This window comes from Pseudothauera rhizosphaerae, from assembly GCF_004801305.1.
Classification (GTDB): Bacteria; Pseudomonadota; Gammaproteobacteria; order Burkholderiales; family Rhodocyclaceae; genus Pseudothauera; species Pseudothauera rhizosphaerae.
Genome location: NZ_SSOD01000008.1, coordinates 83535 through 108166 on the forward strand (window position 1 = coordinate 83535; position 24632 = coordinate 108166).

29 protein-coding genes and 2 tRNA genes are annotated in these 24632 nt (G+C 67.9%); 28 read left to right on the plus strand and 3 right to left on the minus strand.

The window, feature by feature from the left end; all coding sequences use genetic code 11:
- Window position 1: 1 nt before the first annotated feature.
- Window positions 2–724, minus strand: coding sequence for an SAM-dependent methyltransferase (locus tag E6O51_RS11595; protein WP_230976771.1), 723 nt, complete (start codon window positions 722–724; stop codon window positions 2–4).
- Complete coding sequence (locus E6O51_RS11600; protein ID WP_136385148.1) at window positions 721–1296, minus strand: Maf family protein; 576 nt, start codon at window positions 1294–1296, stop codon at window positions 721–723. The genes E6O51_RS11595 and E6O51_RS11600 overlap by 4 nt, the downstream gene beginning before the upstream one ends.
- Before the next feature lie 98 nt (window positions 1297–1394).
- Between E6O51_RS11600 and E6O51_RS11605 the strand changes: the two genes are divergently transcribed.
- The 9 genes from E6O51_RS11605 (at window position 1395) to E6O51_RS11645 (ending at window position 8094) form a co-directional block, all read left to right on the plus strand.
- Window positions 1395–1910 (plus strand): YceD family protein, encoded by a 516-nt coding sequence (locus E6O51_RS11605; RefSeq protein WP_136385149.1) that lies wholly within the window; start codon window positions 1395–1397, stop codon window positions 1908–1910.
- 25 nt (window positions 1911–1935) lie between these two features.
- Entirely contained in the window at window positions 1936–2115 is a 180-nt protein-coding gene (gene rpmF / locus E6O51_RS11610) for a 50S ribosomal protein L32 (RefSeq protein WP_136385150.1), read from the plus strand.
- A gap of 94 nt (window positions 2116–2209) precedes the next feature.
- The gene (gene plsX / locus E6O51_RS11615) at window positions 2210–3223 is read left to right on the plus strand and encodes a phosphate acyltransferase PlsX (protein ID WP_136385151.1); all 1014 of its coding nucleotides are present in this window, start codon (window positions 2210–2212) and stop codon (window positions 3221–3223) included.
- Entirely contained in the window at window positions 3220–4185 is a 966-nt protein-coding gene (locus tag E6O51_RS11620) for a beta-ketoacyl-ACP synthase III (RefSeq protein ID WP_136385152.1), read from the plus strand. The genes plsX and E6O51_RS11620 overlap by 4 nt, the downstream gene beginning before the upstream one ends.
- Window positions 4186–4241: 56 nt before the next feature.
- A complete protein-coding gene (gene fabD / locus E6O51_RS11625; RefSeq protein WP_136385153.1) occupies window positions 4242–5174 on the plus strand; it encodes an ACP S-malonyltransferase in 933 nt (310 codons plus the stop codon).
- 5 nt (window positions 5175–5179) lie between these two features.
- Window positions 5180–5938: a 3-oxoacyl-ACP reductase FabG gene (gene fabG, locus E6O51_RS11630; RefSeq protein WP_136385154.1), complete on the plus strand. Its 759-nt coding sequence runs from the start codon at window positions 5180–5182 to the stop codon at window positions 5936–5938.
- A gap of 104 nt (window positions 5939–6042) precedes the next feature.
- The gene (gene acpP / locus E6O51_RS11635; RefSeq protein ID WP_102246441.1) at window positions 6043–6282 is read left to right on the plus strand and encodes an acyl carrier protein; all 240 of its coding nucleotides are present in this window, start codon (window positions 6043–6045) and stop codon (window positions 6280–6282) included.
- Between the two features lie 120 nt (window positions 6283–6402).
- Window positions 6403–7641 carry a beta-ketoacyl-ACP synthase II gene (gene fabF / locus E6O51_RS11640; RefSeq protein ID WP_136385155.1) on the plus strand — a complete coding sequence of 413 codons (1239 nt, stop codon included), beginning with the start codon at window positions 6403–6405 and terminating at the stop codon, window positions 7639–7641.
- A 21-nt stretch (window positions 7642–7662) separates the two neighbouring features.
- Window positions 7663–8094: a protein YgfX gene (locus E6O51_RS11645; protein ID WP_136385156.1), complete on the plus strand. Its 432-nt coding sequence runs from the start codon at window positions 7663–7665 to the stop codon at window positions 8092–8094.
- 19 nt (window positions 8095–8113) lie between these two features.
- Here E6O51_RS11645 and nadB read toward each other — a convergent pair whose 3' ends face one another.
- Entirely contained in the window at window positions 8114–9712 is a 1599-nt protein-coding gene (gene nadB, locus E6O51_RS11650; protein WP_136385157.1) for an L-aspartate oxidase, read from the minus strand.
- Window positions 9713–9914: 202 nt separating this feature from the next.
- Between nadB and rpoE the strand changes: the two genes are divergently transcribed.
- The 19 genes from rpoE (at window position 9915) to E6O51_RS11745 (ending at window position 24556) form a co-directional block, all read left to right on the plus strand.
- Window positions 9915–10514 (plus strand): RNA polymerase sigma factor RpoE, encoded by a 600-nt coding sequence (gene rpoE, locus E6O51_RS11655; protein WP_136385158.1) that lies wholly within the window; start codon window positions 9915–9917, stop codon window positions 10512–10514.
- A gap of 13 nt (window positions 10515–10527) precedes the next feature.
- On the plus strand, window positions 10528–11073 hold the full coding sequence (locus E6O51_RS11660; RefSeq protein ID WP_136385159.1) for a sigma-E factor negative regulatory protein: 546 nt from the start codon (window positions 10528–10530) through the stop codon (window positions 11071–11073).
- Window positions 11070–12035, plus strand: a complete 966-nt coding sequence (locus tag E6O51_RS11665; protein ID WP_136385160.1) for a MucB/RseB C-terminal domain-containing protein — start codon at window positions 11070–11072, stop codon at window positions 12033–12035. The genes E6O51_RS11660 and E6O51_RS11665 overlap by 4 nt, the downstream gene beginning before the upstream one ends.
- Window positions 12032–12493, plus strand: coding sequence for a SoxR reducing system RseC family protein (locus tag E6O51_RS11670; protein ID WP_136385161.1), 462 nt, complete (start codon window positions 12032–12034; stop codon window positions 12491–12493). Before E6O51_RS11665 ends, E6O51_RS11670 begins: the two co-directional genes overlap by 4 nt.
- Window positions 12494–12495: 2 nt before the next feature.
- Window positions 12496–13935, plus strand: coding sequence for a Do family serine endopeptidase (locus tag E6O51_RS11675; protein WP_408003411.1), 1440 nt, complete (start codon window positions 12496–12498; stop codon window positions 13933–13935).
- Window positions 13932–14201: a glutaredoxin family protein gene (locus tag E6O51_RS11680; RefSeq protein WP_136385162.1), complete on the plus strand. Its 270-nt coding sequence runs from the start codon at window positions 13932–13934 to the stop codon at window positions 14199–14201. The genes E6O51_RS11675 and E6O51_RS11680 overlap by 4 nt, the downstream gene beginning before the upstream one ends.
- A 60-nt stretch (window positions 14202–14261) precedes the next feature.
- On the plus strand, window positions 14262–16061 hold the full coding sequence (lepA, locus tag E6O51_RS11685) for a translation elongation factor 4 (RefSeq protein ID WP_136385163.1): 1800 nt from the start codon (window positions 14262–14264) through the stop codon (window positions 16059–16061).
- 47 nt (window positions 16062–16108) lie between these two features.
- Entirely contained in the window at window positions 16109–16897 is a 789-nt protein-coding gene (gene lepB, locus E6O51_RS11690) for a signal peptidase I (RefSeq protein ID WP_136385164.1), read from the plus strand.
- A 13-nt stretch (window positions 16898–16910) separates the two neighbouring features.
- Window positions 16911–17270, plus strand: a complete 360-nt coding sequence (locus E6O51_RS11695) for a DUF4845 domain-containing protein (protein ID WP_211091389.1) — start codon at window positions 16911–16913, stop codon at window positions 17268–17270.
- Between the two features lie 5 nt (window positions 17271–17275).
- Window positions 17276–17947, plus strand: a complete 672-nt coding sequence (gene rnc / locus E6O51_RS11700; RefSeq protein ID WP_136385314.1) for a ribonuclease III — start codon at window positions 17276–17278, stop codon at window positions 17945–17947.
- On the plus strand, window positions 17944–18852 hold the full coding sequence (gene era / locus E6O51_RS11705) for a GTPase Era (protein ID WP_136385166.1): 909 nt from the start codon (window positions 17944–17946) through the stop codon (window positions 18850–18852). Before rnc ends, era begins: the two co-directional genes overlap by 4 nt.
- A gap of 18 nt (window positions 18853–18870) precedes the next feature.
- A complete protein-coding gene (gene recO, locus E6O51_RS11710) occupies window positions 18871–19602 on the plus strand; it encodes a DNA repair protein RecO (protein WP_136385167.1) in 732 nt (243 codons plus the stop codon).
- A complete protein-coding gene (locus E6O51_RS11715) occupies window positions 19599–20369 on the plus strand; it encodes a pyridoxine 5'-phosphate synthase (protein ID WP_230976772.1) in 771 nt (256 codons plus the stop codon). Before recO ends, E6O51_RS11715 begins: the two co-directional genes overlap by 4 nt.
- A 15-nt stretch (window positions 20370–20384) precedes the next feature.
- Complete coding sequence (acpS, locus tag E6O51_RS11720; RefSeq protein WP_136385168.1) at window positions 20385–20762, plus strand: holo-ACP synthase; 378 nt, start codon at window positions 20385–20387, stop codon at window positions 20760–20762.
- Entirely contained in the window at window positions 20759–21865 is a 1107-nt protein-coding gene (nagZ, locus tag E6O51_RS11725; RefSeq protein WP_136385169.1) for a beta-N-acetylhexosaminidase, read from the plus strand. The genes acpS and nagZ overlap by 4 nt, the downstream gene beginning before the upstream one ends.
- Window positions 21862–23676 carry an excinuclease ABC subunit UvrC gene (gene uvrC, locus E6O51_RS11730; protein WP_136385170.1) on the plus strand — a complete coding sequence of 605 codons (1815 nt, stop codon included), beginning with the start codon at window positions 21862–21864 and terminating at the stop codon, window positions 23674–23676. Before nagZ ends, uvrC begins: the two co-directional genes overlap by 4 nt.
- 31 nt (window positions 23677–23707) lie before the next feature.
- Complete coding sequence (gene pgsA / locus E6O51_RS11735; RefSeq protein ID WP_136385171.1) at window positions 23708–24295, plus strand: CDP-diacylglycerol--glycerol-3-phosphate 3-phosphatidyltransferase; 588 nt, start codon at window positions 23708–23710, stop codon at window positions 24293–24295.
- A 37-nt stretch (window positions 24296–24332) separates the two neighbouring features.
- Window positions 24333–24408 (plus strand) — tRNA-Gly (locus tag E6O51_RS11740).
- 74 nt (window positions 24409–24482) lie between these two features.
- Window positions 24483–24556 (plus strand) — tRNA-Cys (locus E6O51_RS11745).
- Window positions 24557–24632: the final 76 nt, after the last annotated feature.

Genomic DNA, 24632 nt, shown 5'->3' on the forward strand with positions numbered 1-24632 from the left:
CTCAGGCCAGCAACAGGAACAGCGCCGGATGGCGCGCCAGCTCCGGGTGCGGCGCCTTGCGCCACTGGGCGATGCTGCGGCTCGCCACCCATTCGTCCGCGGTGGTCAGGTCCCGCGCCACGCACAGCCGGGTCTCGGCACGGCACACGCGCAGCAGGGCGTCCAGCATGCGGTCGTTGCGGTAGGGCGTCTCGATGAAGATCTGTGTGCACTGCTGGCGGCGCGATTCGTCTTCCAGCGCGCGCAGGCGGGCGTCGCGTTCGGCTTCGGCGACCGGCAGATAGCCGTGGAAGGCGAAACTCTGGCCGTTGAGCCCGGAAGCCATCAGCGCCAGCAGGATGGAGGAGGGGCCCACCAGCGGCACCACGCGGATGCCCAGGGCGTGGGCGCGGGCGACCAGGCGGGCGCCGGGGTCGGCCACCGCGGGGCAGCCGGCTTCCGACATCAGGCCCATGTCGTGGCCTCCGAGGGCAGGGGCGAGCAGGGCGTCGAGGGCAGCGGGGCTCTCTTCCCGCGGCAGCTCGCGGATGTCCGTGTCGCGCAGGGCGGCGGGGAAATCCAGTAGCTTGAGCTGGGCGCGCGCGGTCTTGGCGTTCTCGACCACGAAGTGGCGCAGTCCGGCGGCGATCCGCTGCACCTGCTGGGGCAGGAAATGCTCCCAGGGCGCGTTGCCCAGGCTCACCGGCACCAGGTAGAGCGCGCCGCGCGTCACGTCGTCGTTCAAGGCAGTTCGACGCCCTCGGCGCGCAGCATGCGCGACAGGGCGATCAGCGGCAGGCCGACGAGCGCCGTGGGATCATCGCCGGACAGGGCATCGAGCAACGTGATGCCCAGCCCCTCCGACTTGGCGCTGCCGGCACAGTCGAGCGGGCGCTCCTTGTCCACATAGCGCACGATCTCGGCGTCGGATAGTTCCCGGAAGCGCACCGTGGTGGGTACGCCTTCGCAATGCACCCGGCCGGTGGCGGTGTTGATGACCGCCAGGGCCGTGTGGAAGACCACCGTACGGCCGCTCATGCGCTGCAACTGGGCCACGGCGCGCTCCACCGTGCCCGGCTTGCCGAACACCTCGCTGCCCAGGTGGGCGACCTGGTCGCTGCCGATCACCAGCGCATCGGGATGGCGCGCGGCGACCGCGCGGGCCTTTTCCACCGCCAGCCGTTCCGCGGTCTGGGGTGGGGTTTCGCCGGGGAGGGGGGCTTCGTCCACCTCCGGACGGTCGGTTTCGAAGGTGATGCCGAAGCGTTCGAGCAGCATGCGGCGGTAGGCCGAGGTGGAGGCGAGGACGATCTTCATCGGGACGGGAGCGGAGTCGAAGGCGGGCAGAAGCTCGTCCGAACGGGGTAAGCGGCTGCTTTGACAGGGGAAGCCAAAAATAATATCATGCGCCCCTTATGTCGCAAGAAGGCTCCACCCCGGTCGTCATTGCCGACCCGATCAGGTTCGCGCGGGATGCACGCGTGTTGCGCGGTCAGGTGGCAGTGGGCAGGCTCGGGCGGCTGGCAGACCAGTTGTTCGACGCTTCCGGCTCGGTGGCGTGGGAATTGACGGGCCAGGCGGGCGAGGATCGCAAGCCGCGCCTGCTGCTGGCCGCCAACGGGACGCTGCGGCTGCGCTGCCAGCGCTGCCTGGGCGGACTGGATTGGCCGCTGGCGCTGTCCTCCCGGCTGTTGCTGGTGCCGGTCGGGCAGGAGATTCCCGAGGAGGAGCTGGAAGACGACGAACAGGATGCCATCGAGGCCGCGGCCGACATGGATGTGGTGGCGCTGCTGGAGGACGAGATTCTGCTCGCCCTGCCCATCGCCCCGCGACACGATGAATGTGATGTCCCGCGCCCCGAGGGCGGAGACTCGAAGAAATCGCCTTTTGCGGTGCTGGCCGGTCTCAAGGCCGGAGCCGGCCCGCGCTAGGCACGATATTGTTTAGGAGCAATTCATGGCCGTTCAGCAAAACAAGAAGTCCCCGTCCAAGCGTGGCATGCACCGTGCGCACGACTTTCTGACCAACCCGCCGCTGGCCGTCGAAGCCACCACCGGCGAGGTGCACCTGCGCCACCACATCAGCCCGAACGGTTTCTACCGCGGCAAGAAAGTCGTCAAGGTCAAGGGCGAATAAGAATCCGTCCTCGCATACAAGGCGGCGCAGCGCCCCGGGCGCATGCGCCGTTTTTTCGTCCTGAATTTTGAGTTCGATGCCACACGAAAACCCGATGGGTGTCACAGTTGCAATCGACTGCATGGGTGGCGATCACGGACCGAGCGTGACCGTGCCGGCCGCGCTGGCCTTCCTGCGCAGCCACACTGACGCCCGTGTCGTTCTGGTCGGCCAGCCCGATGTGCTCGGCCCGGCCGTGGGCGACGCCGCCGCACGCTTCGGCGAGCGCCTGCGCATCCGTCCTGCCTCCCAGGTGGTGGGCATGGACGAGGCGCCGGCGGTCGCCATGAAGAACAAGAAAGATTCGTCCATGCGGGTCGCCATCAACCTGGTGAAGGAGGGCGAGGCCCAGGCCGCGGTCTCGGCCGGCAACACCGGTGCGCTGATGGCGATCTCGCGCTTCGTACTCAAGACCCTGCCGGGCATCGACCGCCCGGCCATCGCGACCGTGCTGCCGTCGATGAAAGGGCGCGTCTACGTGCTGGATCTGGGCGCCAACGTGGATTGCAGCGCCGAGCACCTGCTGCAGTTCGGCATCATGGGCGCCCAGCTCGTGGCCGCCGTGGAGCATGTGGACCGACCCCGCGTCGGCCTGCTCAACATCGGCGAGGAAGAGATCAAGGGCAACGAAGTCGTGCGGGAGGCCTTCGGTCTGCTGCGCGCCAGCGACCTGAACTTCTGCGGCAACGTGGAAGACATCTACCGGGGCTCGGCCGACGTGGTGGTGTGCGACGGCTTCGTGGGCAACGTGGCGCTGAAGACCACCGAGGGGCTGGCGCAGATGCTCACCGCCATCCTCAAGCAGGAGTTCACCCGCAATCCGCTGGCGAAGCTGATGGCGCTGGTCGCCCTGCCGGTGCTCAAGGCCTTCAAGAAGCGGGTGGACCACCGGCGCTACAATGGCGCGGCCCTGCTTGGCCTGCGCGGCGTGGTGGTCAAGAGCCACGGTTCGGCCGATGCCTACGCTTTCGAGCAGGCCATCCATCGTGCCGCCGAAGCCGCCGCCAACCGCCTGATCGAACGCATCGGCGAACGCATGGCCAACCTGGCCCACGAGGAAACAGCATGATCTACGCACGCATCGCCGGCACCGGCAGCCATCTGCCGGGCGAACCGGTCTCCAACGACGATCTGGTCGCGCGCGGAGTGGATACGTCGGACGAGTGGATCGTCGGGCGCACCGGCATCCGCACCCGCTACCTGGCGCCGGCCGGCGTGAGTTCGAGCGAACTGGCCCGCATCGCCTCCGAGCGGGCCATCGAAGCGGCCGGGTGTAGCGCCGACGACATCGACCTGATCATCGTCGCCACCTCCACGCCGGACTTCATCTTCCCCAGCACCGCCGCGCTGCTGCAGGCCAAGCTGGGCATCCGCAACGGCGGCGCGGCCTTCGACGTGCAGGCGGTGTGCAGCGGTTTCGTGTATGCGCTGACGGTGGCCGAGAAGTTCATCCGCTCCGGCAGCCACAAGCGCGCCCTGGTGGTGGGTGCCGAGGTGTTCTCCCGCATTCTGGACTGGTCCGACCGCGGCACCTGCGTGCTGTTCGGCGACGGCGCCGGCGCGGTGGTGCTGGAGGCGAGTGCCGTGCCCGGCATCCGCGCCAGCGCACTGCATGCGGACGGCAGCCACCACGAGATCCTCAACGTGCCGGGCACGGTGGCCGCCGGCCAGGTGATCGGCGACCCCTTCCTGCGCATGGACGGTCAGGCGGTGTTCAAGTTCGCAGTCAAGGTGCTGGGTGACGTGGCCCTCGAAGTGCTGGAGCAGGCCGGCGCGCTGCCCGCCCAGGTGGACTGGCTGATCCCGCACCAGGCCAACATCCGCATCATCCAGTCCACGGCGAAGCGCCTGGGACTGTCCATGGACCGGGTCATCACCACCGTGGAACAGCACGGCAACACCTCGGCGGCGTCGATTCCGCTGGCCCTCGACCTGGCGGTGCGCGACGGGCGCATCCGCCCCGGCCACCGCATCATCCTCGAAGGCGTGGGCGGCGGCTTCACCTGGGGCGCGACCCTGCTCGACTTCTGATCAAGACGATGTGAATGACGCTGTGGCGGTGCGCCGCGGCGAACGTGGGAGGCAAGATGAGTTTTGCGCTGGTTTTCCCGGGACAGGGTTCCCAGTCCGTCGGCATGATGACCGGCTACGGCGAGAGTGCGGTGATCCGCGGCACCTTCGCCGAGGCGTCCGAGGCGCTGGGCGAGGACCTGTGGCAGATGGTGAACGACGGCCCGGCCGAGCGCCTGGCCCTCACCGTCAACACTCAGCCGCTGATGCTGACCGCCGGCGTGGCCGCGTGGCGCGCCTGGCAGGCCGCGGGCGGCCCGGTGCCGGCCATCGTGGCCGGCCATAGCCTGGGCGAGTACTCTGCGCTGGTCGCGGCCGGGGCGCTGGCCTTCCGCGACGCCGTGCCGCTGGTGCGTTTCCGCGCCCAGGCCATGCAGGAGGCGGTGCCCGCCGGCGAAGGCGCCATGGCCGCGCTGCTGGGCCTGGAGGCCGACGCGGTGCGCGAGGCCTGTGCCGAAGCCGCCCGGGGCGAGGTGGTGGAAGCCGCTAACCTGAACGCGCCGGGGCAGATCGTCATCGCCGGCGCCAAGGCCGCGGTGGAACGTGCGGTGGAGGTCGCCAAGGGCAAGGGCGCCAAGCGCGCCGTGCTGCTGCCGGTGTCCGCGCCTTTCCATTGCGCGCTGATGAAGCCGGCCGCGGAGCGCCTGGCCGAGCGCCTGGCCGGCGTGGCGATCGCCGCGCCGCGGATCGCGGTGCTGAACAACGTGGATGTGGCGGTCTACGACGAACCCGAAAGAATCCGCGACGCGCTGGTGCGCCAGGCCTTCTCGCCGGTGCGCTGGATCGAGACCGTGCAGGAGATGGGCCGCCGCGGCCTCTCCCACGTCATCGAGTGCGGCCCGGGCAAGGTGCTGGCCGGCATGACCAAGCGCATTGCCAAGGAAGTGGAAGGCGGCTCGGCCCACGATGCCGCCAGTCTGGAGCAGGCCATCGCGGCCGTGAAGGGGTAAGCGGGATGAGCAGCAATGTTCTCAGCATGGAAGGGCAGGTCGCCCTCGTCACCGGGGCCTCGCGCGGCATCGGCCGCGCGGTGCTGCTCGAACTCGGCCGCCTGGGCGCGACCGTGGTGGGTACCGCGACCTCGGAAGCCGGCGCCGCCGACATCGACAAGGCCGTCGCCGAAGCCGGCCTGAAAGGTGCCGGGCTGGTGCTGAACGTGACCGACGCGGCAGCCGCCGAGGCCGCCGTGGCCGACATCGAAAAGCGCTTCGGCGCGGTCGCGGTGCTGGTGAACAACGCCGGCATTACCCGCGACAACCTCGCCATGCGCATGAAGGACGAGGAGTGGGACGCGGTCATCGACACCAACCTCAAGGCCGTGTTCCGCATGAGCCGGCTGGTGATGCGCGGCATGATGAAGGCGCGCTACGGGCGCATCGTCAACATCACCTCGGTGGTGGGCAGCGCGGGCAATCCGGGCCAAGCGAACTATGCTGCAGCAAAGGCGGGCGTGGCCGGCATGAGCCGGGCGCTGGCACGCGAGCTGGGCAGCCGCAACATCACCGTGAACTGTGTGGCGCCGGGCTTCATCGATACCGACATGACCCGTGCGCTGCCGGAAGCCGCCCGCGATGCCCTGCTGGGCAGCATCGCCCTGGGCCGTCTGGGCAAGCCGGAGGAGATCGCCGCGGCGGTGGCCTTCCTGGCTTCGCCGGCCGCCGCCTACGTCACCGGCACCACGCTGCACGTCAATGGCGGCATGTACATGTCCTAACCGTACGTTGATCGTACGGCGCGATAGCGGTTCCGGCGCTTTTTGGTAGAATACGCCGGCTTTTTTTCTTACATACCTGCATCTTTCAGGGAAGGAGTTTGTTCATGGAGAACATCGAACAGCGCGTCAAGAAGATCGTCGCTGAGCAACTTGGCGTGAACGAATCGGAGATCAAGAACGAGTCTTCGTTCGTGGACGATCTGGGCGCGGATTCGCTGGACACCGTGGAACTGGTCATGGCGCTGGAAGAAGAGTTCGAATGCGAGATTCCGGACGAGGAAGCCGAGAAGATCACGAACGTCCAGCAGGCGATCGACTACGTCAACGCCCATCTGAAGAAGTAATTCCAGTCACCGCGGCCTTGCGGGCTGCCGGCCGTCCGGGCTCCGCGTTCGCGGGCCCGGACCGGTTCGTTCCGGACCGATCCCCGTTCTTCTCCGCCTTGATTCCATACGGAGCTGTCTGTGTCCCGTCGTAGAGTCGTCGTCACCGGCCTGGGAGTGATCTCGCCGGTCGGCAATACCGTTCCCGAAGCCTGGAACAACCTGATTGCCGGCAAGAGCGGCATCGGCGCCATCACCCGTTTCGATGCCACCGGCTTCGCCGCGCGCATCGCCGGCGAGGTGAAGGGCTTCGACGTTTCCGAGTACCTGTCGCCCAAGGAGGCACGCCGCATGGATGTGTTCATCCACTACGGCATGGCGGCGGGCATCCAGGCGGTCCGCGATTCGGGCATCGAGGTCACCGAAGCCAACGCCGACCGTATCGGCGTGAACATCGGTTCGGGCATCGGTGGTCTGCCAATGATCGAGGAGACGCACAACGATTTCCTGGGCGGCGGTCCGCGCAAGATATCGCCCTTCTTCATCCCCGGCACCATCATCAACATGATCTCGGGCAACCTGTCGATCATGTTCGGCCTGAAGGGCCCCAACCTCGCCGTAGTCACCGCCTGCACCACCGGTCTGCACGCCATCGGCACCAGCGCGCGCCTGATCGAGTACGGCGACGCCGACGTGATGGTGTGCGGCGGCGCCGAATCCACCGTCACCAACCTGGCCATCGGCGGCTTCGCGTCGGCCAAGGCGCTGTCCACGCGCAACGACGATCCCGCCACCGCCAGCCGGCCGTGGGACAAGGATCGTGACGGCTTCGTGCTGGGCGAGGGCGCCGGCGTGGTGGTGCTGGAGGAGTACGAACACGCGGTCAAGCGCGGCGCGAAGATCTACGCCGAACTGGCCGGCTTCGGCATGAGCGGCGACGCCTACCACATGACGGCGCCGGACACCGATGGCCCGCGCCGCAGCATGGTCAACGCGCTGAAGAACGCCGGCGTGAACGCGGACGAGGTGCAGTACCTGAACGCGCACGGCACCTCCACGCCGCTGGGTGACAAGAACGAGACCGAGGCCATCAAGCTCGCCTTCGGCGCCGACATCGCGAAGAAGCTGGTGGTGAACTCCACCAAGTCCATGACCGGCCACCTGCTGGGTGGTGCCGGCGGCCTGGAGTCGGTGTTTACGGTGCTCGCCGTCCATCATCAGATCTCCCCGCCCACCATCAACATCTTCGAGCAGGATCCCGAGTGCGATCTGGACTACTGCGCCAACGTGGCGCGGCAGATGCCGATCGAGGTGGCGCTGAAGAACAACTTCGGCTTCGGCGGGACCAACGGCACCCTGGTGTTCCGCCGGGTGAAGTAAGGCGCGGCGGGCGGTCGCGTCATGCGTTATCCGCTCGCAATCGCGCCGCGGCCTTCGCGCCGCGTCCGGACGCTGGTGTTGGCGATGCACGGCATCGCCGCATCGGCGTTTTTCTTTTCCGGCTTGCCCGTGCTGCTCGTGGCGGGGGCGCTGGCCGCGCTTGCATTGTCCCTGTGGTTCGGCAGGCGTGGCGGCGCACCGGTTGCGGGCCACAGCCTGGTGCTGCGCGAGGACGGGCTGGCGACGATAGGCGGCCACGAACGCTGCCGCGTCCTGCCCGGAACCACGGATTTCGGCTGGGCGGTCTGGCTGCATTGGGCAGACGAAGGCGGACGCCGGTACGCCGCGATGCTGGCCCCCGACATGCTGCCGGCGGACGACTGGCGCCGCCTGCGCATCTGGCTGCGCCACAAGGCTGCGGCCGTCGCGCAACCGGCTGCGACGGCCGGCTGAACTGCCGTCTTCCGCTTCCCTAGCTCTGCTGTGGGCGCTTGGGCGGGCGCAGCACGGTATCGCGCACGCGGGGCAGCAGGTCGGGGTAATCGCGGGAGTGGTGCAGCCCGCGGCTTTCCCTGCGGCGCAGCGCGCAGCGCACGATCAGGTCCGCGGTCGCCACAAGGTTGCGCAGTTCGATGAGATCGTTGCTGATGCGGAAGTGCGAGTAGAACTCGTGGATCTCCCGTTCCAGCAGGCGGATGCGGTGCTGGGCGCGGCGCAGGCGCTTGTTGGTGCGCACGATGCCCACGTAGTCCCACATGGCGCGGCGCAGTTCCGCCCAGTTGTGGGTGATGACGACTTCCTCGTCGGCGTCGGTGACCCGGCTTTCGTCCCAGGCCGGCAGCGCCGGCAGCGCCCGGCCCGGCTGGGCGAGGATGTCCCGGGCGGCGGCCTCGCCGAACACCAGGCATTCCAGCAGCGAGTTGCTCGCCAGGCGGTTGGCGCCGTGCAGGCCGGTGCAGGCCGATTCGCCCACCGCGTAGAGATGGCCGACGTCCGTGCGCGCAGCGAGGTCCACGACGATGCCGCCGCAGGTGTAGTGCGCGGCCGGCACCACCGGGATGGGCTGGCGGGTGATGTCTATGCCCAGTTCCAGACAGCGCGCATGGATGTTGGGGAAATGTCCGCGCAGCCAGTCGGCCGGCTTGTGGCTGATGTCGAGATGGACGCAGTCGAGGCCGCGCTTTTTCATTTCCAGGTCGATCGCGCGCGCCACCACGTCGCGCGGCGCGAGTTCGGCGCGCGGGTCGTGCTCGGGCATGAAGCGGGTGCCGTCGGGCAGGCGCAGCACGCCGCCTTCGCCGCGCACGGCCTCGGAGATCAGGAAGGACTTGGCGTGCGGGTGGTACAGGCAGGTGGGGTGGAACTGGATGAACTCCATGTTCGCCACCCGGCAACCGGCACGCCAGGCCATGGCGATGCCGTCGCCGGTGGCGACGTCCGGATTGGTCGTATACAGATAGACCTTGCCCGCGCCGCCGGTGGCCAGCACCGTGTTGCGCGCGCTGAAGGTCGCCACGTGGTCGCGGTCGATGTCCAGCACGTAGGCGCCCAGGCAGCCTTCGCCGGGACGGCCGACCTTGTCGCCGAGCACCAGATCGACGGCGATGTGGTTCTCGAAGATCTCGATTCCCTCGTGCGCGAGCACCTGGTCGGTGAGCGTGGCCTGCACCGCGGCACCGGTGGCATCGGCGGCGTGGATGATGCGCCGGTGCGAATGTCCGCCTTCCCGCGTGAGGTGGTAGCCCACGGTGGATTCGTCCTCGCGGGTGAAGGGCACGCCGCGGGCGATCAGCCAGTCGATAGCGGCCTTGCCGTGTTCGACGACGAAGCGGGTGGCGCGCTCGTCGCACAGTCCGGCACCGGCGGTGAAGGTGTCCTGGATGTGGGCCTCGATGCTGTCGGTGCTGTCGAGCACCGCGGCGATGCCGCCCTGGGCCCAGGCGCTGGCGCTGTCGGCCAGGCTGCGCTTGGTGACCAGGGCCACCCGCTGGCCGCGGTCGGCCAGGCGCAAGGCGAGGGACTGCCCGGCCGTGCCGCTGCCGAGGATCAGGACGTCGAATTGTCTGTTCAAGATCGAAAGTCATCCAGCCGGGGGTAGACCGGCGAAATATAGCACGGACGCGGAATCCGGCGGATTCCCGGCATGTCCATGATGGCATCTGAACTATTCAGGGGGTGTCCTGTCTTTTGGATAGGCCGCGATTTTGCGGTGCGCATGGGCAGTCGCTTATACTTCGACGGTTTCATCCTCGACGTATAACAACGACCTCCCCATGAGCGATCGCGAAATCGATCAGATGCTTGTCGAACGCGTACAACGCGGCGACAAGCAGGCCTTCGGCTTGCTGGTATCAAAGTACCAGCGCAAGCTGCACAGGCTGTTGTCGCGCCTGATCCGCGATCCGGCCGAAGTGGAGGACGTTGCGCAGGAGACCTTCATCAAGGCTTACCGCGCGTTGGGTTCTTTTCGCGGCGACAGTGCGTTCTATACATGGTTGTATCGCATCGGCATCAATACGGCGAAGAATTTCCTGGTCTCGCAAAGCCGCCGGGCGCCGACGTCCACCGAGTTCGATTCGGAGGAAGCCGAAACCTTCGAGGAAGGCGACCAACTGCGCGACATCAACACGCCCGAGCGGCTGATGATGACGCGCCAGATCGGCGAGACGGTGGAAGAGGCGATGGCGGCGCTGCCCGAAGAACTGCGCACGGCGATCATGCTGCGCGAGATCGAGGGGCTGAGCTACGAGGAGATCGCCGGCATCATGGACTGTCCGATCGGGACGGTGCGCTCGCGGATCTTCCGCGCGCGGGAGGCGATTGCGGAACGATTGCGGCCGTTGCTCGATACGGCTCCTGACAAACGTTGGTAGGTGGGTGGTAGGCATGAAGGACAAATTGTCGGACCTGCTCGATGGCAGCCTGGACGAACGGACGATGGCCACGGTCTTCGATTCGCTCAAGCGCGACCCCTCGGCACGGGAGGACTGGCACACCTGGTGCCTGATCGGTGACGTACTGCGCGGCGAGGAGGGCGGTTCGTCCGGCTTCGTCGCGCGGGTGATGGCGCAGATCGAGCGCGAACCGGTGGTGTTCGCGCCGGCGCCGGCCGCTGCCAGCGCGGCGAAGCGCTCGCTGTGGCAGTCGATCATGCCGATCGCGGCGTCCGTGATGGGGGTGGCGGCCGTGGGCTGGGTGGCTCACACGCTGTCCTCGCAGGATGCGACGCGAGTCGAGATGGCCGCCGCAGCGGTGACCCAGGGTGTGGAACGTACTGCCGTGGTCGACCTGCACCCCGCCCAGGCTGCCGCGCCGGCCGACCCGCATCGCGAGTATGTCTTCGTCCATCAGGCGATGAACGGCGGCCCCCTGCCTGCCGCCGTCCAGTACGTCCGCACCGTGTCCGAACTGCAGCGGGAAACCGGTCGATGAGGCGTCTTGCCGCTGTCCTGTGTCTCGGCGCCGCGTTCGCAACGCCCGCGTGGGCCGACGCTCCCGCTGATCCGCTGTCCTGGCTGGGGCGCATCGCCTCCGCGTCCCGCCAACTCAACTATTCCGGCACCTTCACCTATCAGGCCGGCGGGCATTTCGAGACTTCGCGCATCGTCCACCTTGTGGACGCCACCGGCGAGCACGAACGCCTGGAGGTGCTCGACGGCAGTCCGCGCGAGGTGATCCGTTCGAACAGCGAAGTGCGCTGCGTGCTGCCCGAGCAGAAGATGGTGATCATCGACGAAGCCGGCGGCCGGCGTGCCTTCCCGGCGCGCATTCCGGCGTCCTTCGCCGGCCTGGCGGAAAGCTACCGCATCCGCAAGGGCGGGAGCGCGCGGGTGGCCGGCTACGAGAGCCAGTTGATCGTGCTCGATCCGCGCGACGATCTGCGCTACGGGCACCAGTTCTGGTCCGAGCTGCAGTCGGGCCTGCTGCTCAAGGCGCGCATGGTCGACGAGCGCGGCGAGCTCATCGAGCAATTCACCTTCAGCGAGGTACGCATCGGCGAGGTGGACCGGGAATCCTTGTCACCGCGCTACCGGCGCGACGACGAATGGCGCGTGGTCAATACGCGCGGCAGCGAAATGGCGCAGGATCAGATCGGCTGGACGCTGCACGAGCCGCTGCCCGGTTTCGCGCTGACTTCGGTGGTGCGCCGGTCGCTGGGTGCCGGGCGCGGCGAAGTGGTGCATATGGTCTATAGCGACGGTCTGGCGGCGATTTCGGTGTTCATCGAACCGCTCGACGCCAGTGAGGAAGCGGGCGACATGAAGCCGCAGCGCTCCGGTTCGATCAACATCTACAAGCGCCGGGTGAACGGCCACTTGGTCACCGCGCTGGGCGAAGTACCGCAGCGCGCGGTGATGCGGATGGGCGACGCCATCGAGGCGATCGCACGATGATCGAGGCGCGGGCGGTGGTGCTGCGGATCGAGGGCGATCAGGCCTGGGTTCGCGTTACGGAACAGGCCGGGGGCTGCGGACGCTGTGACGAGCCGGGCGGCTGCCGCTCGGTCAGGATCACCCAGCTTTTCAAGCCGGCCCGGGAAACCTTCCGCCTCTCCAACGGGATCGGCGCGCAACCAGGCGACGCGGTGCGCATCTGCATGAACGACGGCGCGCCGCTGCGCGCGGCGCTGGCCAGCTATGGGCTGGGCGCCGTACTGGTGGTTGCCGGTGCCAGCCTGGCTGCGCTGGGCGGTGGCGACGGGGCGGTGCTCGCCGGCGCTCTTGGCGGACTGCTGCTGGCCGTGCCCGCCAACCGGTTGCTGATGCGCAGCCGGCGCTGGCGCAGCGGCCTGCACATGGCGGTACTGGGTGCGCAGCCGGGGTGTGCCCGCGTGCAGGAGGAAGGGCACTGAGCGTGCGGCATTCCCCGGGAGTATCCGCGTTGCGGCGCTGGGCGCAGGCGCTGTGGCTGTGTACCGCCCTGGTGTGGGGGCAGGGCGCCGTGGCGGCCGATCTGCCCGATTTCACCGAACTGGTCGAACGGCAGGGGGCCGCGGTGGTGAACATCAGCACCACCCAGGCGCCGCGCGAGCGCGGGTCGTCCTTTCCGGGCCTGGGCGAAGAGGGCGAACGCATGTTCGACTTCTTCCGCCGTTTCATGCCGCCCCATCCGCGCATCCCGGCCCCCGAGGCGGAGCCCGACGACGAATCCCTCGGTTCGGGCTTCATCATCAGCGAGGACGGCTACATCCTGACCAACGCCCACGTGGTCGAGCGCGCCGAGGAGATCGTCGTGCGCCTGGCCGACAAGCGCGAACTGCCGGCGCGGGTGATCGGTGCGGACAGGCGCAGCGACGTGGCGCTGCTCAAGATCGAGGCCAGTGGCCTGCCGCGCGTGACCCTGGGCGATCCGGGCGCGCTCAAGGTGGGTGAATGGGTGGTCGCCATCGGCTCGCCCTTCGGCTTCGACCACACCGTGACCGCCGGCATCGTCAGCGCCAAGGGGCGCACGCTGCCCGACGAGAACTTCGTACCCTTCATCCAGACCGACGTGGCCATCAATCCGGGCAATTCGGGCGGTCCGCTGTTCAACCTGCGCGGCGAGGTGGTGGGCATCAACTCACAGATATACAGCGAAACCGGCGGTTTCATGGGGCTGTCCTTCGCCATCCCCATCGACGTGGCGATGGACGTGCAGGCCCAGTTGCGCGACGCGGGCCGCGTGCGGCGCGGGCGCATCGGCGTGGCGATCCAGGAGGTTTCCCGTGAGATGGCCGAGAGCTTCGCGCTGCCCGCCGCGCGCGGGGCGCTGGTCAATGCGGTGGAGCCGGACGGTCCGGCCGCACGCGCCGGCGTAGAGCAGGGCGATGTCATCGTGCGCTTCGCCGGGCGCACGGTGGAGAGTTCGAGCGACCTGCCGCGCATCGTCGCGGCCACCCGGCCGGGCGAGCGCGTGGAGCTGGCCGTCGTTCGCGGCGGAGCCGAACGGCAACTGACGGTTGCCGTGGGCGAGTGGCAGGACGACGAGTCGCGGGCGGCGAAGCATGCCGGGCGCGGCGATGCCAAGAGCAACCGCATCGGCCTCGTTCTGGCGCAACCGACCGTGGCCCAGCGCCGCGAGCGCGGGCTGGAGCACGGCCTGCTGGTCGAACGCGCCAGCGGCGCGGCAGCCCGTGCCGGCATCCGCTCCGGCGACGCGGTGCTCGCCATCGTGAGCGACGGGCGGCAGGAAGCGCTGCGGGAGGTGGCAGCGTTCGAGCGTGCGGTGGCCGGTCTCGCCGCCGGGCAGAGCATCACGCTGCTGGTGCGGCGCGGTGCAACGTCGTCCTACCTCAGCCTGAAGGCCGGTGAATGAGCGCGGCCGCACGTGAACTGACCGTGTTGAGCCGCGAGTGGTGCCATTTGTGCCACGAACTCGTCGAACAGATCGAACCACTGGCGCGCGAACTGGGGTGGACGCTGCGGGTGGTGGACGTGGACCAGCATCCCGAACTGGAAGCACGCTGGGACGAACTGGTGCCGGTGGTGCTGGCGGGCGAGGTCGAACTGTGCCACTACCACCTGGACGAGGCGGCGGTTCGTGCCCATTGCAGCGGTTTTCCGCTAGAATCCGCCCCTTAGCCCGTCCGTCCGGCTTCACTTCCTGCAGGGTGCCGCAAGGCGCCCTTTCTGTTGTCATCCATGCAGCAACATATCCGCAACTTTTCCATCATCGCCCACATCGACCACGGCAAGTCCACGCTGGCGGACCGCCTGATCCAGTATTGCGGCGGCCTTTCCGACCGCGAGATGGAGGAGCAGGTGCTCGACTCCATGGACCTGGAGCGCGAGCGCGGCATCACCATCAAGGCGCAGACCGCCGCCCTGCAGTACAAGGCGCAGGACGGCCAAGTGTACAACCTGAACCTGATCGACACGCCGGGGCACGTGGACTTTTCCTACGAAGTCAGCCGTTCGCTGGCTGCCTGCGAGGGCGCGCTGCTGGTGGTGGACGCCTCCCAGGGCGTGGAGGCGCAGACGGTGGCCAACTGCTACACCGCGCTCGATCAGGACGTGGAAGTGGTGCCGGTGCTGAACAAGATCGACCTGCCGGCCGCCGACCCGGACAACGCGCGCGCCGAGATCGAGGACGTGATCGGCGTGGATGCGTCGGAAGCCATCCTGTGCTCGGCCAAGACCGGCCTGGGCATAGCGGACGTGCTGGAAGCCATCGTGCACCGCATGCCGCCGCCCCAGGGCGATCCGGGCGCGCCGCTGAAGGCGCTGATCATCGACTCCTGGTTCGACAACTACGTGGGCGTGGTGATGCTGGTGCGCGTGGTGGACGGCGTGCTGAAGCCCAAGGACAGGATCCGCTTCATGTCTTCCGGCGCCCAGTATCTGTGCGAGCAGGTGGGGGTGTTCACGCCCAAGTCGGTGGCGCGCGAGGAACTCGCGGCCGGCGGGGTGGGCTTCGTCACCGCCGGCATCAAGGAGCTGGAGGCCGCCAAGGTCGGCGACACCATCACGCTGGCCGCCAACCCGGCTGCGGAACCCTTGCCCGGCTTCAAGGAGATCAAGCCGCAGGTGTTCGCCGGCCTGTATCCGGTGGAGTCCTCGGAATACGACCAGTTGCGCGATTCGCTGGAGAAGCTGCGCCTGAACGACGCCTCGCTGCAGTTCGAGCCGGAAGTCTCGCAGGCGCTGGGCTTCGGCTTCCGCTGCGGCTTCCTGGGCCTGCTGCACATGGACATCGTGCAGGAGCGCCTGGAGCGCGAGTTCGACATGGATCTGATCACCACCGCGCCCACGGTGGTGTACGAGGTGGTGCTCAACGACGGCTCGGTGATCCACGTGGAGAACCCCGCCAAGCTGCCGGAGCCCGGCAAGTACCAGGAAATCCGCGAGCCCATCATCACCGCCACCATCTTCCTGCCCCAGGACTACGTGGGCCCGGTGATCACGCTGTGCAACCAGAAGCGCGGCGTGCAGGTGGATATGCGCTACCACGGCCGGCAGGTGCAGTTGATCTATGAACTGCCCATGAACGAGGTGGTGATGGATTTCTTCGACAAGCTGAAGTCCGTCTCCCGCGGCTATGCCTCGCTGGATTACGAGTTCAAGGAATACCGTACGGCCGACCTGGTCAAGCTGGACATGATGGTGGGCGGGGAGAAGGTGGATGCCCTGTCGGTCATCGTGCACCGGGCCAGCGCCCAATACCGCGGGCGGGAGTTGGCCGCCAAGCTGCGCGGCCTGATCCCGCGCCAGATGTTCGACGTGGCGGTACAGGCGGCCATCGGTTCGCACATCATTGCGCGCGAGACCATCAAGGCGCTGCGCAAGAACGTGCTGGCCAAGTGCTACGGCGGCGACATCACGCGCAAGAAGAAGCTGCTGGAAAAGCAGAAGGAAGGCAAAAAGCGCATGAAACAGGTCGGCAATGTGGAGATTCCCCAGGAAGCCTTCCTTGCCGTGCTGCGCGTCGAAGAAGGCAAATGAGAGGCAAGTAGGCGCCCGGCCCGTCGCCCCAAACCCATGGAGTCCGCGTGAATTTCGCCCTGATCCTATTCCTGTTGCTCGTCGTGACCGCCGTGCTGTGGGCGGCCGACCGTTTCTTCGCGCGCAAACGGCGCGCGCCCGGCGAACCGTCGCCGTGGTGGGTGGAGTACGGCGCGAGTTTCTTTCCGGTGATCCTGATCGTTTTCGTGCTGCGCTCCTTCATCGTCGAGCCCTTCAAGATCCCGTCCGGCTCGATGATTCCCACCCTGCTGGTTGGCGATTTCATCCTGGTCAACAAGTGGACCTACGGCATTCGCCTGCCGGTGCTCAACAAGAAGATCGTCCCGCTGGGCGATCCCCAGCGCGGCGATGTGATGGTGTTCCGTTATCCCGCCGATCCCTCGCTGGACTACATCAAGCGCGTGGTGGGCGTGCCGGGCGACCGGGTGGAATATCTGAACAAGCGGCTGACGATCAACGGCGAGGAAGTGTCCGTCCAGCGCGACGGCGATTACCTGCATACCGACCGTATGTACTATTCACCGCGCTACGTCGAAAAGCTCGGCGAAAGCCAGCACCAGTTGCTGATCGAGAACGACGCACCGGCCTACGTGCCCCAGGTCATGGATTTTCCGTTTCGCGACCAGTGCACCTATACTAGCGCTGGCGTACGCTGCACCGTACCCGAAGGGCATTACTTCGTGATGGGTGACAACCGCGACGCGAGCAGCGACAGCCGGGTGTGGGGTTTCGTGCCGGACGAGAACATCGTCGGCCGGGCCTTCTTCATCTGGTTCAATTTCAGCGACATGAAGCGCATCGGCGGTTTCAACTGAAGGAAGCGTGGACATGAAGAGCAAACAAAACGGTCTCAGCCTGATCAGCCTCCTGATCGTCGCCGCCATTCTCGCTTTCGTCCTGCTGATCGGTTTCCGCTGCGTGCCGGCCATTACCGAGTACATGGCCATTCAGCGTATCCTGCCGTTGGTGGCTGACGAGGGCGACAATGGCGCGCCTATCGCCGACATGCGGCGCAGCTTCGACCGCCGTGCGCAGATCGACGACGTCAGTTCCGTCAAGGGGGCCGATCTGGTGATCGTCAAGGAAGCCGGCCAAGTGGTCATCGAGGTCGATTACGCCCGCACGGTGCCGGTGGCCGGCAACGTCAGTTTGCTGTTCGACTTCCACGTTTCGAACGTGAAACGTTGAGCGCAGTGAATCCCGCGCGCCTGCAGCGCGGGCTGGGTCATGCCTTTTCCGATCCGGCGCTGCTGCAGCAGGCGCTGACCCACCGCAGCTTCGGGCAGCCCAACAACGAGCGTCTCGAATTCCTCGGCGACAGCATCCTCAACTGCGTCGTGTCGATGGCGCTGTTCGAGCGCTTCGGCGAACTGCGCGAGGGCGAGCTGTCACGCCTGCGCGCCTCGCTGGTGCGCCAGGAGGCGCTGCACCGCATCGCGGCCGAACTCGACTTGGGCGTCCACCTGCGTCTCGGTGAGGGCGAGATGAAGTCGGGCGGCTTCCGCCGTCCGTCCATTCTCGCCGATGCGCTGGAGGCGGTGTTTGCCGCGGTGTTCCTCGACGCCGGTTTTCCGGCGGCCAAGGCCGTGGTGGACCGCCTCTACCAGCCGCTGCTGGCCGATCTCGATCCCCACGCGCCCACCAAGGACCCGAAGACCGCGCTGCAGGAATGGCTGCAGGGCCGCAAGCTGAACCTGCCGCAGTACCAGATGGTCAAGGTATTGGGCGAAGCGCACGCGCAGGAGTTCGAAGTGGCCTGTGTCATCGACGCGCTCGGCCTGCGCACCGTGGGCCGAGGCGCGAGCCGCCGTGCCGCCGAACAGCAATCGGCCGAAGTCGCGTTGGCCCAGTTGAGAAAGAAATGAACCAATCTCCCGTCTCCGGTGGAGAACCATTCCGCGCCGGCTTCGTCGCCATCGTCGGCCGTCCAAACGTGGGCAAGTCCACGTTGCTGAACCGCCTGATCGGGCAGAAGATCAGCATCGTCTCCAGCAAGGCGCAGACCACCCGCCACCGTGTCACCGGCATCCGCACCGACGCGGGTGCGCAGTTCGTCTTCGTGGACACGCCGGGTTTCCAGACCCAGCACCGCAACGCGCTCAACCGTTCGATGAACCGCACCGTCACCCAGGTGCTGAGCGACGTAGACCTGGTGTTCCTGGTGGTCGAAGCCGGCCGCTATGGCGAGGCCGACCGCAAGGTGGTCGAAGTGCTGCCCGAGAACGCGCGTGTGGTACTGGTGATCAACAAGGTCGATCGCCTCGCCGACAAGCGCAGCCTGCTGCCCTTCATCGAGCAGATGAGTGCGGTCTATCCCTTTGCCGAGATCGTCCCGCTGTCGGCCGAGCGCGGCACCAACGTGGACGAGCTCGTGCGCGCCGCCGCACCGTTGCTGCCCGAAGGCACGCCGCTGTATGGCGAGGACGAGATCACCGACCGCAGCGAGCGCTTCCTGGCCTCGGAGTTCCTGCGCGAGAAACTCTTCCGCCTGCTCGGCGACGAGTTGCCCTACGGCATGGCGGTGGAGATCGAAAAGTTCGAGACCGAGGGCAACCTGCGCCGCATCCATGCCGCGGTAATCGTGGATAAGGCGGCCCACAAGGGCATCGTCATCGGCAAGGGCGGCGAACGCCTGAAGCGCATCGCCTCCGAGGCACGCGTCGAGCTGGAAAAGCTCTTCGACGGCAAGGTCTTCCTCGAAGTCTGGGTCAAGGTCAAGAGCGGCTGGGCCGACGACGAGCGTGCGCTCAAGAGCCTCGGCTACGAGTAAGCCGGCGGGCGGCGCGGCGTGAGCCAGAAGCAGCGCATCGAGCAGCAGCCGGCCTGGGTGCTGCACACCTATCCCTGGCGCGAGACCAGCCTGATCGTGGAGGTCTTCTCCCGCGACCACGGCCGCGTGGCCATGGTGGCCAAGGGCGCGCGGCGTCCGCAATCCACGCTGCGCGGCGTGTTGATGGCCTTCCAGCCGCTGCTCGTGGACTGGTCCGGCGGCGGCGAGGTCAAGACCCTGGTGCGCGCCGAATGGCAGGGCGGCCAGCCGCTGCTCACTGGTCGCGCCCTGCTGTGCGGCTACTACCTCAACGAGCTGCTGGTGCGTCTGACCGCGCGCGAGGACCCGCACCCGGCCCTGTTCGCCGACTACGCCCAGGCGCTGCGCGAACTCGCTGCCGGCGCGCCGCTGGCGCCGCTGCTGCGCCGTTTCGAACTGGCCCTGCTGCACGAACTGGGCTACGGCGCCGGGCTGGACACCGAGGCTGACAGCGGTGAGCCGGTGCAGCCCGGGCGGAACTACCTCTATATAATCGAACGCGGTCCGGTGCCGCTGCCCGACGATCTGCCGCCGACCGGCGACGCCCCGGCGATCAGCGGGCGCAGCCTGCTGGCCATGGCGCAGGGCGATTTTTCTGCTGCCGAGACCCTGGCGCAGAGCAAGACCCTGCTGCGCGCCGTCATCAACCACTACCTGGGCGGCCAGCCGCTGCAGTCGCGCCGGGTGCTCAAGGAGTTGCAGGAACTGTGAGCGCTGCGATCGCCACCGCCATCGAACTCGGCGTCAATATCGACCACGTCGCCACGCTGCGCCAGGTGCGCCGCACCTGGGAGCCGGACCCGGTCTGGGCCGCCGTGGAAGCCCACCTGGGCGGCGCGGACGGCATCACCGTGCACCTGCGCGAAGACCGCCGCCACATCCACGACGAGGACGTGCGCCGCCTGCGCGAACTCACCCAGGTCAAGCTCAACCTGGAGATGGCCGCCACCGCCGAGATGGTGGGCATCGCCTGCCGGATCAAGCCGGAAATGGCCATGCTGGTGCCGGAAGGCCGCCAGGAAGTCACCACCGAGGGCGGGCTGGACATCGTCGCCCACGAGGCCGCGCTGAAGGACGTGATCGCCCGCCTGGGCGAGGCCGGCATCGTCACCAGTGTCTTCATCGACGCCGACCCGGCCCAGATCGCCGCCGCCGCCCGCATCGGCGCACGGGTGTGCGAGGTGCATACCGGCCCCTACGCCCATGCCTTCCACGGCGCCGGGCGGGATGCGGAGGCCCCGGCGGTGGTCGCCGAACTGCAGCGCGTCGCCGCTGCCGGCGAGGCCATCCGCGCCCTGGGCATGCGCTTCAATGCGGGCCACGCCCTCAATTACTACAACGTGCAGCCCATCGCGCGGCTGCCCGGCGTGCGGGAACTGCACATCGGCCACGCCATCGTCAGCCGCGCGGTGTTCATCGGCCTGCGCGCTGCGGTGGCCGAGATGAAGCGCCTGATGCGCGAGGCTGCCGGCGGCTGAGGTGGGAGACGGCGCATGATCCACGGCATCGGCACCGACATCGTCGCGGTGGCGCGCATGCGCGACGCCCTGGAGCGCCATGGCGAACGCTTCGCCGCCCGCATCCTGGCGGAAGGCGAGCGCGCGGCCTGGGCGGAAAGCCGCGATCCGGCGCGCTTCCTCGCCAAGCGTTTCGCCGCCAAGGAAGCCTTCGGCAAGGCGCTGGGCACCGGCGTGGCGGCACCTGCCACGCTGCACGCGGTGGCGGTCGGCCACGACGGTCGCGGCAAGCCGCTGTTCGAGTACGACGAACGGCTCGCCGCCCACATGGCCGAGCACCGCCTGAGCGCCCACCTGAGCCTGGCCGACGAGGTGGATCACGTGGTCGCTTTCGCCGTGATCGAGAAGACATGAACGCCCCGTCCGTGGAACTCCCCCTCGGCCCGGTGATGCTGGACGTGGCCGGCATCGCCCTCACCGACGAGGAGCGCGAGCGTCTGCAGGACCCGCTGGTGGGCGGGGTGATCCTGTTCGCGCGCAACTTCACCGGCTCCGAACAGCTTGCCGTGCTCACCACCGATATCCGTAGCCTGCGCAACCCGCCGCTGCTGATCGCGGTGGACCACGAAGGCGGCCGGGTGCAGCGCTTCCGCAACGACGGCTTCACCCGTCTGCCAGCCATGCGCACCCTGGGTGCCCTGTGGGAGCACGACCACCTAGCCGCCCTGGATGCGGCGCGGGATACCGGCTATGTGCTGGCCGCCGAGCTGCTCGCCCACGGTGTCGATCTGAGCTTCGCTCCGGTGCTGGACCTGGACTATGGCTGCAGCAGCGCCATCGGCAACCGCGCCTTCCACCGCGACCCGGCGGTCACCGCCGCACTCGCCCAGGCGCTAGTGGCGGGCATGGCCGAAGCGGGCATGAAGAGCGTGGGCAAGCACTTCCCCGGCCACGGCTGCGTGGAGGCCGACTCCCACGTGGATGTGCCGGTGGACGAACGCAGCTTCGACGAAATCTGGGACCAGGACATCGCCCCCTACCGCCATCGCCTGGGCCGCCAGCTTGGCGGGGTCATGCAGGCCCACGTGATCTACCCGGCGGCCGACCCCAACCCGGCGGGTTTTTCGCGCTTCTGGCTGCAGGACGTGCTGCGCGGGCGGCTGGGTTTTGCAGGCGCCATCTTCAGCGATGACCTCAACATGGAAGGCGCGCTGGTGGCAGGCGACATCGTTGGCCGCGCGCGCGCCGCGCACGAGGCGGGCTGCGACATGGTGCTGGTGTGCAACCGCCCCGATCTGGCCGCCGAACTGCTGGACCGCTGGGCACCGGCTCCGGACGAGGCCGGCCGCCGCCGCATCGCCGCCTTGCGCGGCCAGGCGCGCCATGCCGACCCCTTCGCGCTGGAAATCGCGCCGCGCTACGCCCATGCGCGGGAGATCGTGCGCAGCCTGGCCGAAACCGACGCCGCAGCACCGATGATGGCCGCCGGCACCAGTGGCGACGCTCCATCCGCATGACCACTCCCCCCGCACCAGCCTTCGACGCACGCGCCTTCCTGAAGACGGTGCCGGAGGAGCCCGGCGTCTATCGCATGATCGGCGCCGAAGAGCGCGTGCTCTATGTGGGCAAGGCCAAGAACCTCAAGCGCCGCGTCTCCAGCTATTTCCAGAAGACCCTGTCCAGCCCGCGCATCGCCATGATGGTGGCCCAGGTTCAGCGCGTGGACGTCACCCCCACGCGCTCTGAGGCCGAGGCCCTGCTGCTGGAGAACAACCTCATCAAGAGCCTAGCGCCGCGCTACAACATCCTGTTCCGCGACGACAAGTCCTACCCCTACATCGAACTGTCCGGCGACGAATTCCCGCGCCTGGCCTACCACCGGGGCGCCTTCGCCAAGGGCGCGCGCTACTTCGGCCCCTTTCCCAACGCCTGGGCGGTGCGCGAGAGTATCCACCTGCTGCAGAAGACCTTCCAGTTGCGCACCTGCGAGAACTCGGTGTTCCAGAACCGCTCGCGTCCCTGTCTGCTGCACCAGATCAAGCGCTGTACCGCGCCCTGCGTCGGGCTGATCGATGCCGACGCCTACGCCGCGGACGTGAGGCTCGCCGCGCGCTTCCTGGACGGGCGCGCCAGCGAGGTCATCGACGACCTCTCCGCGCGCATGAACGCCGCCGCCGAACGCCTGGCCTTCGAGGAGGCCGCCGCCTGCCGCGACCAAGTGCGGGTGCTGCAGGCGGTGCTGCACCGCCAGTTCGTGGACAGCCGCAAGGACGAGGACGTGGACATCGTCGCCGCGGTAGAAGAGCAGGGCATCGCCTGCGTGAACATCGCCATGGTGCGCGGCGGCCGCCACCTGGGCGACCGCCCCCAGTTCCCGGGCAACGCGGCCGGCTGCAGTGCCGACGACGCGCTGGCGGCCTTCATCGAGCAGCACTACGCCGTGCATCCCATGCCCGCCCGGCTGCTGGTGGAAACGCCATCGGCAGCGCTGCGCGAAATTCTCGCCGAACTCTCCGACGCGCCCTGTGCCCTGGCCGCGCCGCGCTTCGCCGCCGAAAAGGCGTGGCTGGAGATGGCGCACAAGAACGCGGGCCTGGCCATCCAGGCCCGCGCGCGCGACACTGGCCGCGCCGAGCAGCGCCTGGAAGCGCTGCGCGAGGCGCTGGACCTGCCCGATCCGCCGCGCCGCATCGAATGCTTCGACATCAGCCACACCATGGGCGAGGCCACCGTGGCCTCCTGCGTGGTATGCGTGGACGGCCAGATGAAGAACGCCGAATACCGCCGCTACAACATCGCCGGCATCACCGGCGGCGACGACTTCGCCGCCATGCGCCAGGCGCTGGAGCGGCGCTACGGCAAGGTGGCGGCGGGGGAGGGCCTGTGCCCGGACCTGATCCTCATCGACGGCGGCCGCGGGCAGGTGAGCGCCGCCCGCGCCATCCTGGCCGAAGTCGGCCTGGAATCCGTCGCCATGGTGGGCGTGGCGAAGGGGGAAGGGCGCAAACCGGGGCTGGAATCCCTGGTCTTCCCGGACGGGCGCGAACCGCTGCACCTGGAGCCGGACGCGCCCGCCCTGCACCTGATCCAGGAAATCCGAGACGAGGCCCACCGCTTCGCCATCACCGGCCATCGGGCGCGCCGCGCCAAAGCGCGCATCGGCTCCAAGCTGGAGGACATCCCGGGTGTCGGCCCCTCGCGCCGGCGCAACCTGCTCGCCACCTTCGGCGGTCTGGACGGCGTGCGCAAGGCCACGGTGGAAGATCTCTGCCGTGTCGAAGGTATCAGCCGCAAACTTGCCGAACAGATATACTCGGCACTGCATTGACGCACTGATCCGCACGGCCGGCGGCCACTCCATGCCTTTCAACATACCCAACACCCTCACCTGGGGGCGCATTGCGCTCATTCCGCTGTTCGTCGGCGTGTTCTACCTGCCCGAAAGCGTGCTCTCGCCCGCCCAGCAGAACCTCGTCTCCACGGCGATCTTCATCATCGCCGCCGTCACGGACTGGTTCGACGGCTACCTGGCGCGCAGTCTGGAGCAGACCTCGGCCTTCGGCGCCTTCCTCGACCCGGTGGCCGACAAGCTCATGGTGGCCGCCGCGCTGATCCTGCTGGTCCAGCTCGGGCGCGCCGATGCGCTGATCGCGGTCATCATCATCGGCCGCGAGATCACGATTTCCGCGCTGCGCGAATGGATGGCCAAGGTCGGCCAGTCGGCCAGCGTGGCGGTGGCCTACATCGGCAAGCTCAAGACCGCCGCGCAGATGACCGCCATTCCGATGCTGCTGTACAACGCACCGCTGCTGACCCTGGACGTGCGAACCCTCGGCAACGTGCTGATCTACGTCGCCGCGGCGCTCACGCTGTGGTCCATGGGCTACTATCTGCACCGCGCCATGCCGCTGCTGCGGGCGCATGACGGAGGGCCGAAAGGCGGTTGACATCAGTGATTCGCCACCTATAATGGCGGTCTTTCCCGCGGGAATAGCTCAGTTGGTAGAGCGCAACCTTGCCAAGGTTGAGGTCGCGAGTTCGAGACTCGTTTCCCGCTCCAGATTCAAGGATGCGGCCCAGTGCGGCATCCGGCAGGACCCGATGGAGGCAGTCGGGGCCGCCGTCCAGTACAACGGCGCGATGGCAGAGTGGTTATGCAGCGGCCTGCAAAGCCGTGTACCCCGGTTCGATTCCGAGTCGCGCCTCCAATCAAATCAATGACTTGAACCCGCTTCGGCGGGTTTTTTGTTGCCCGGCATCCTGTGGGATGCCTCCCGGCGTCAG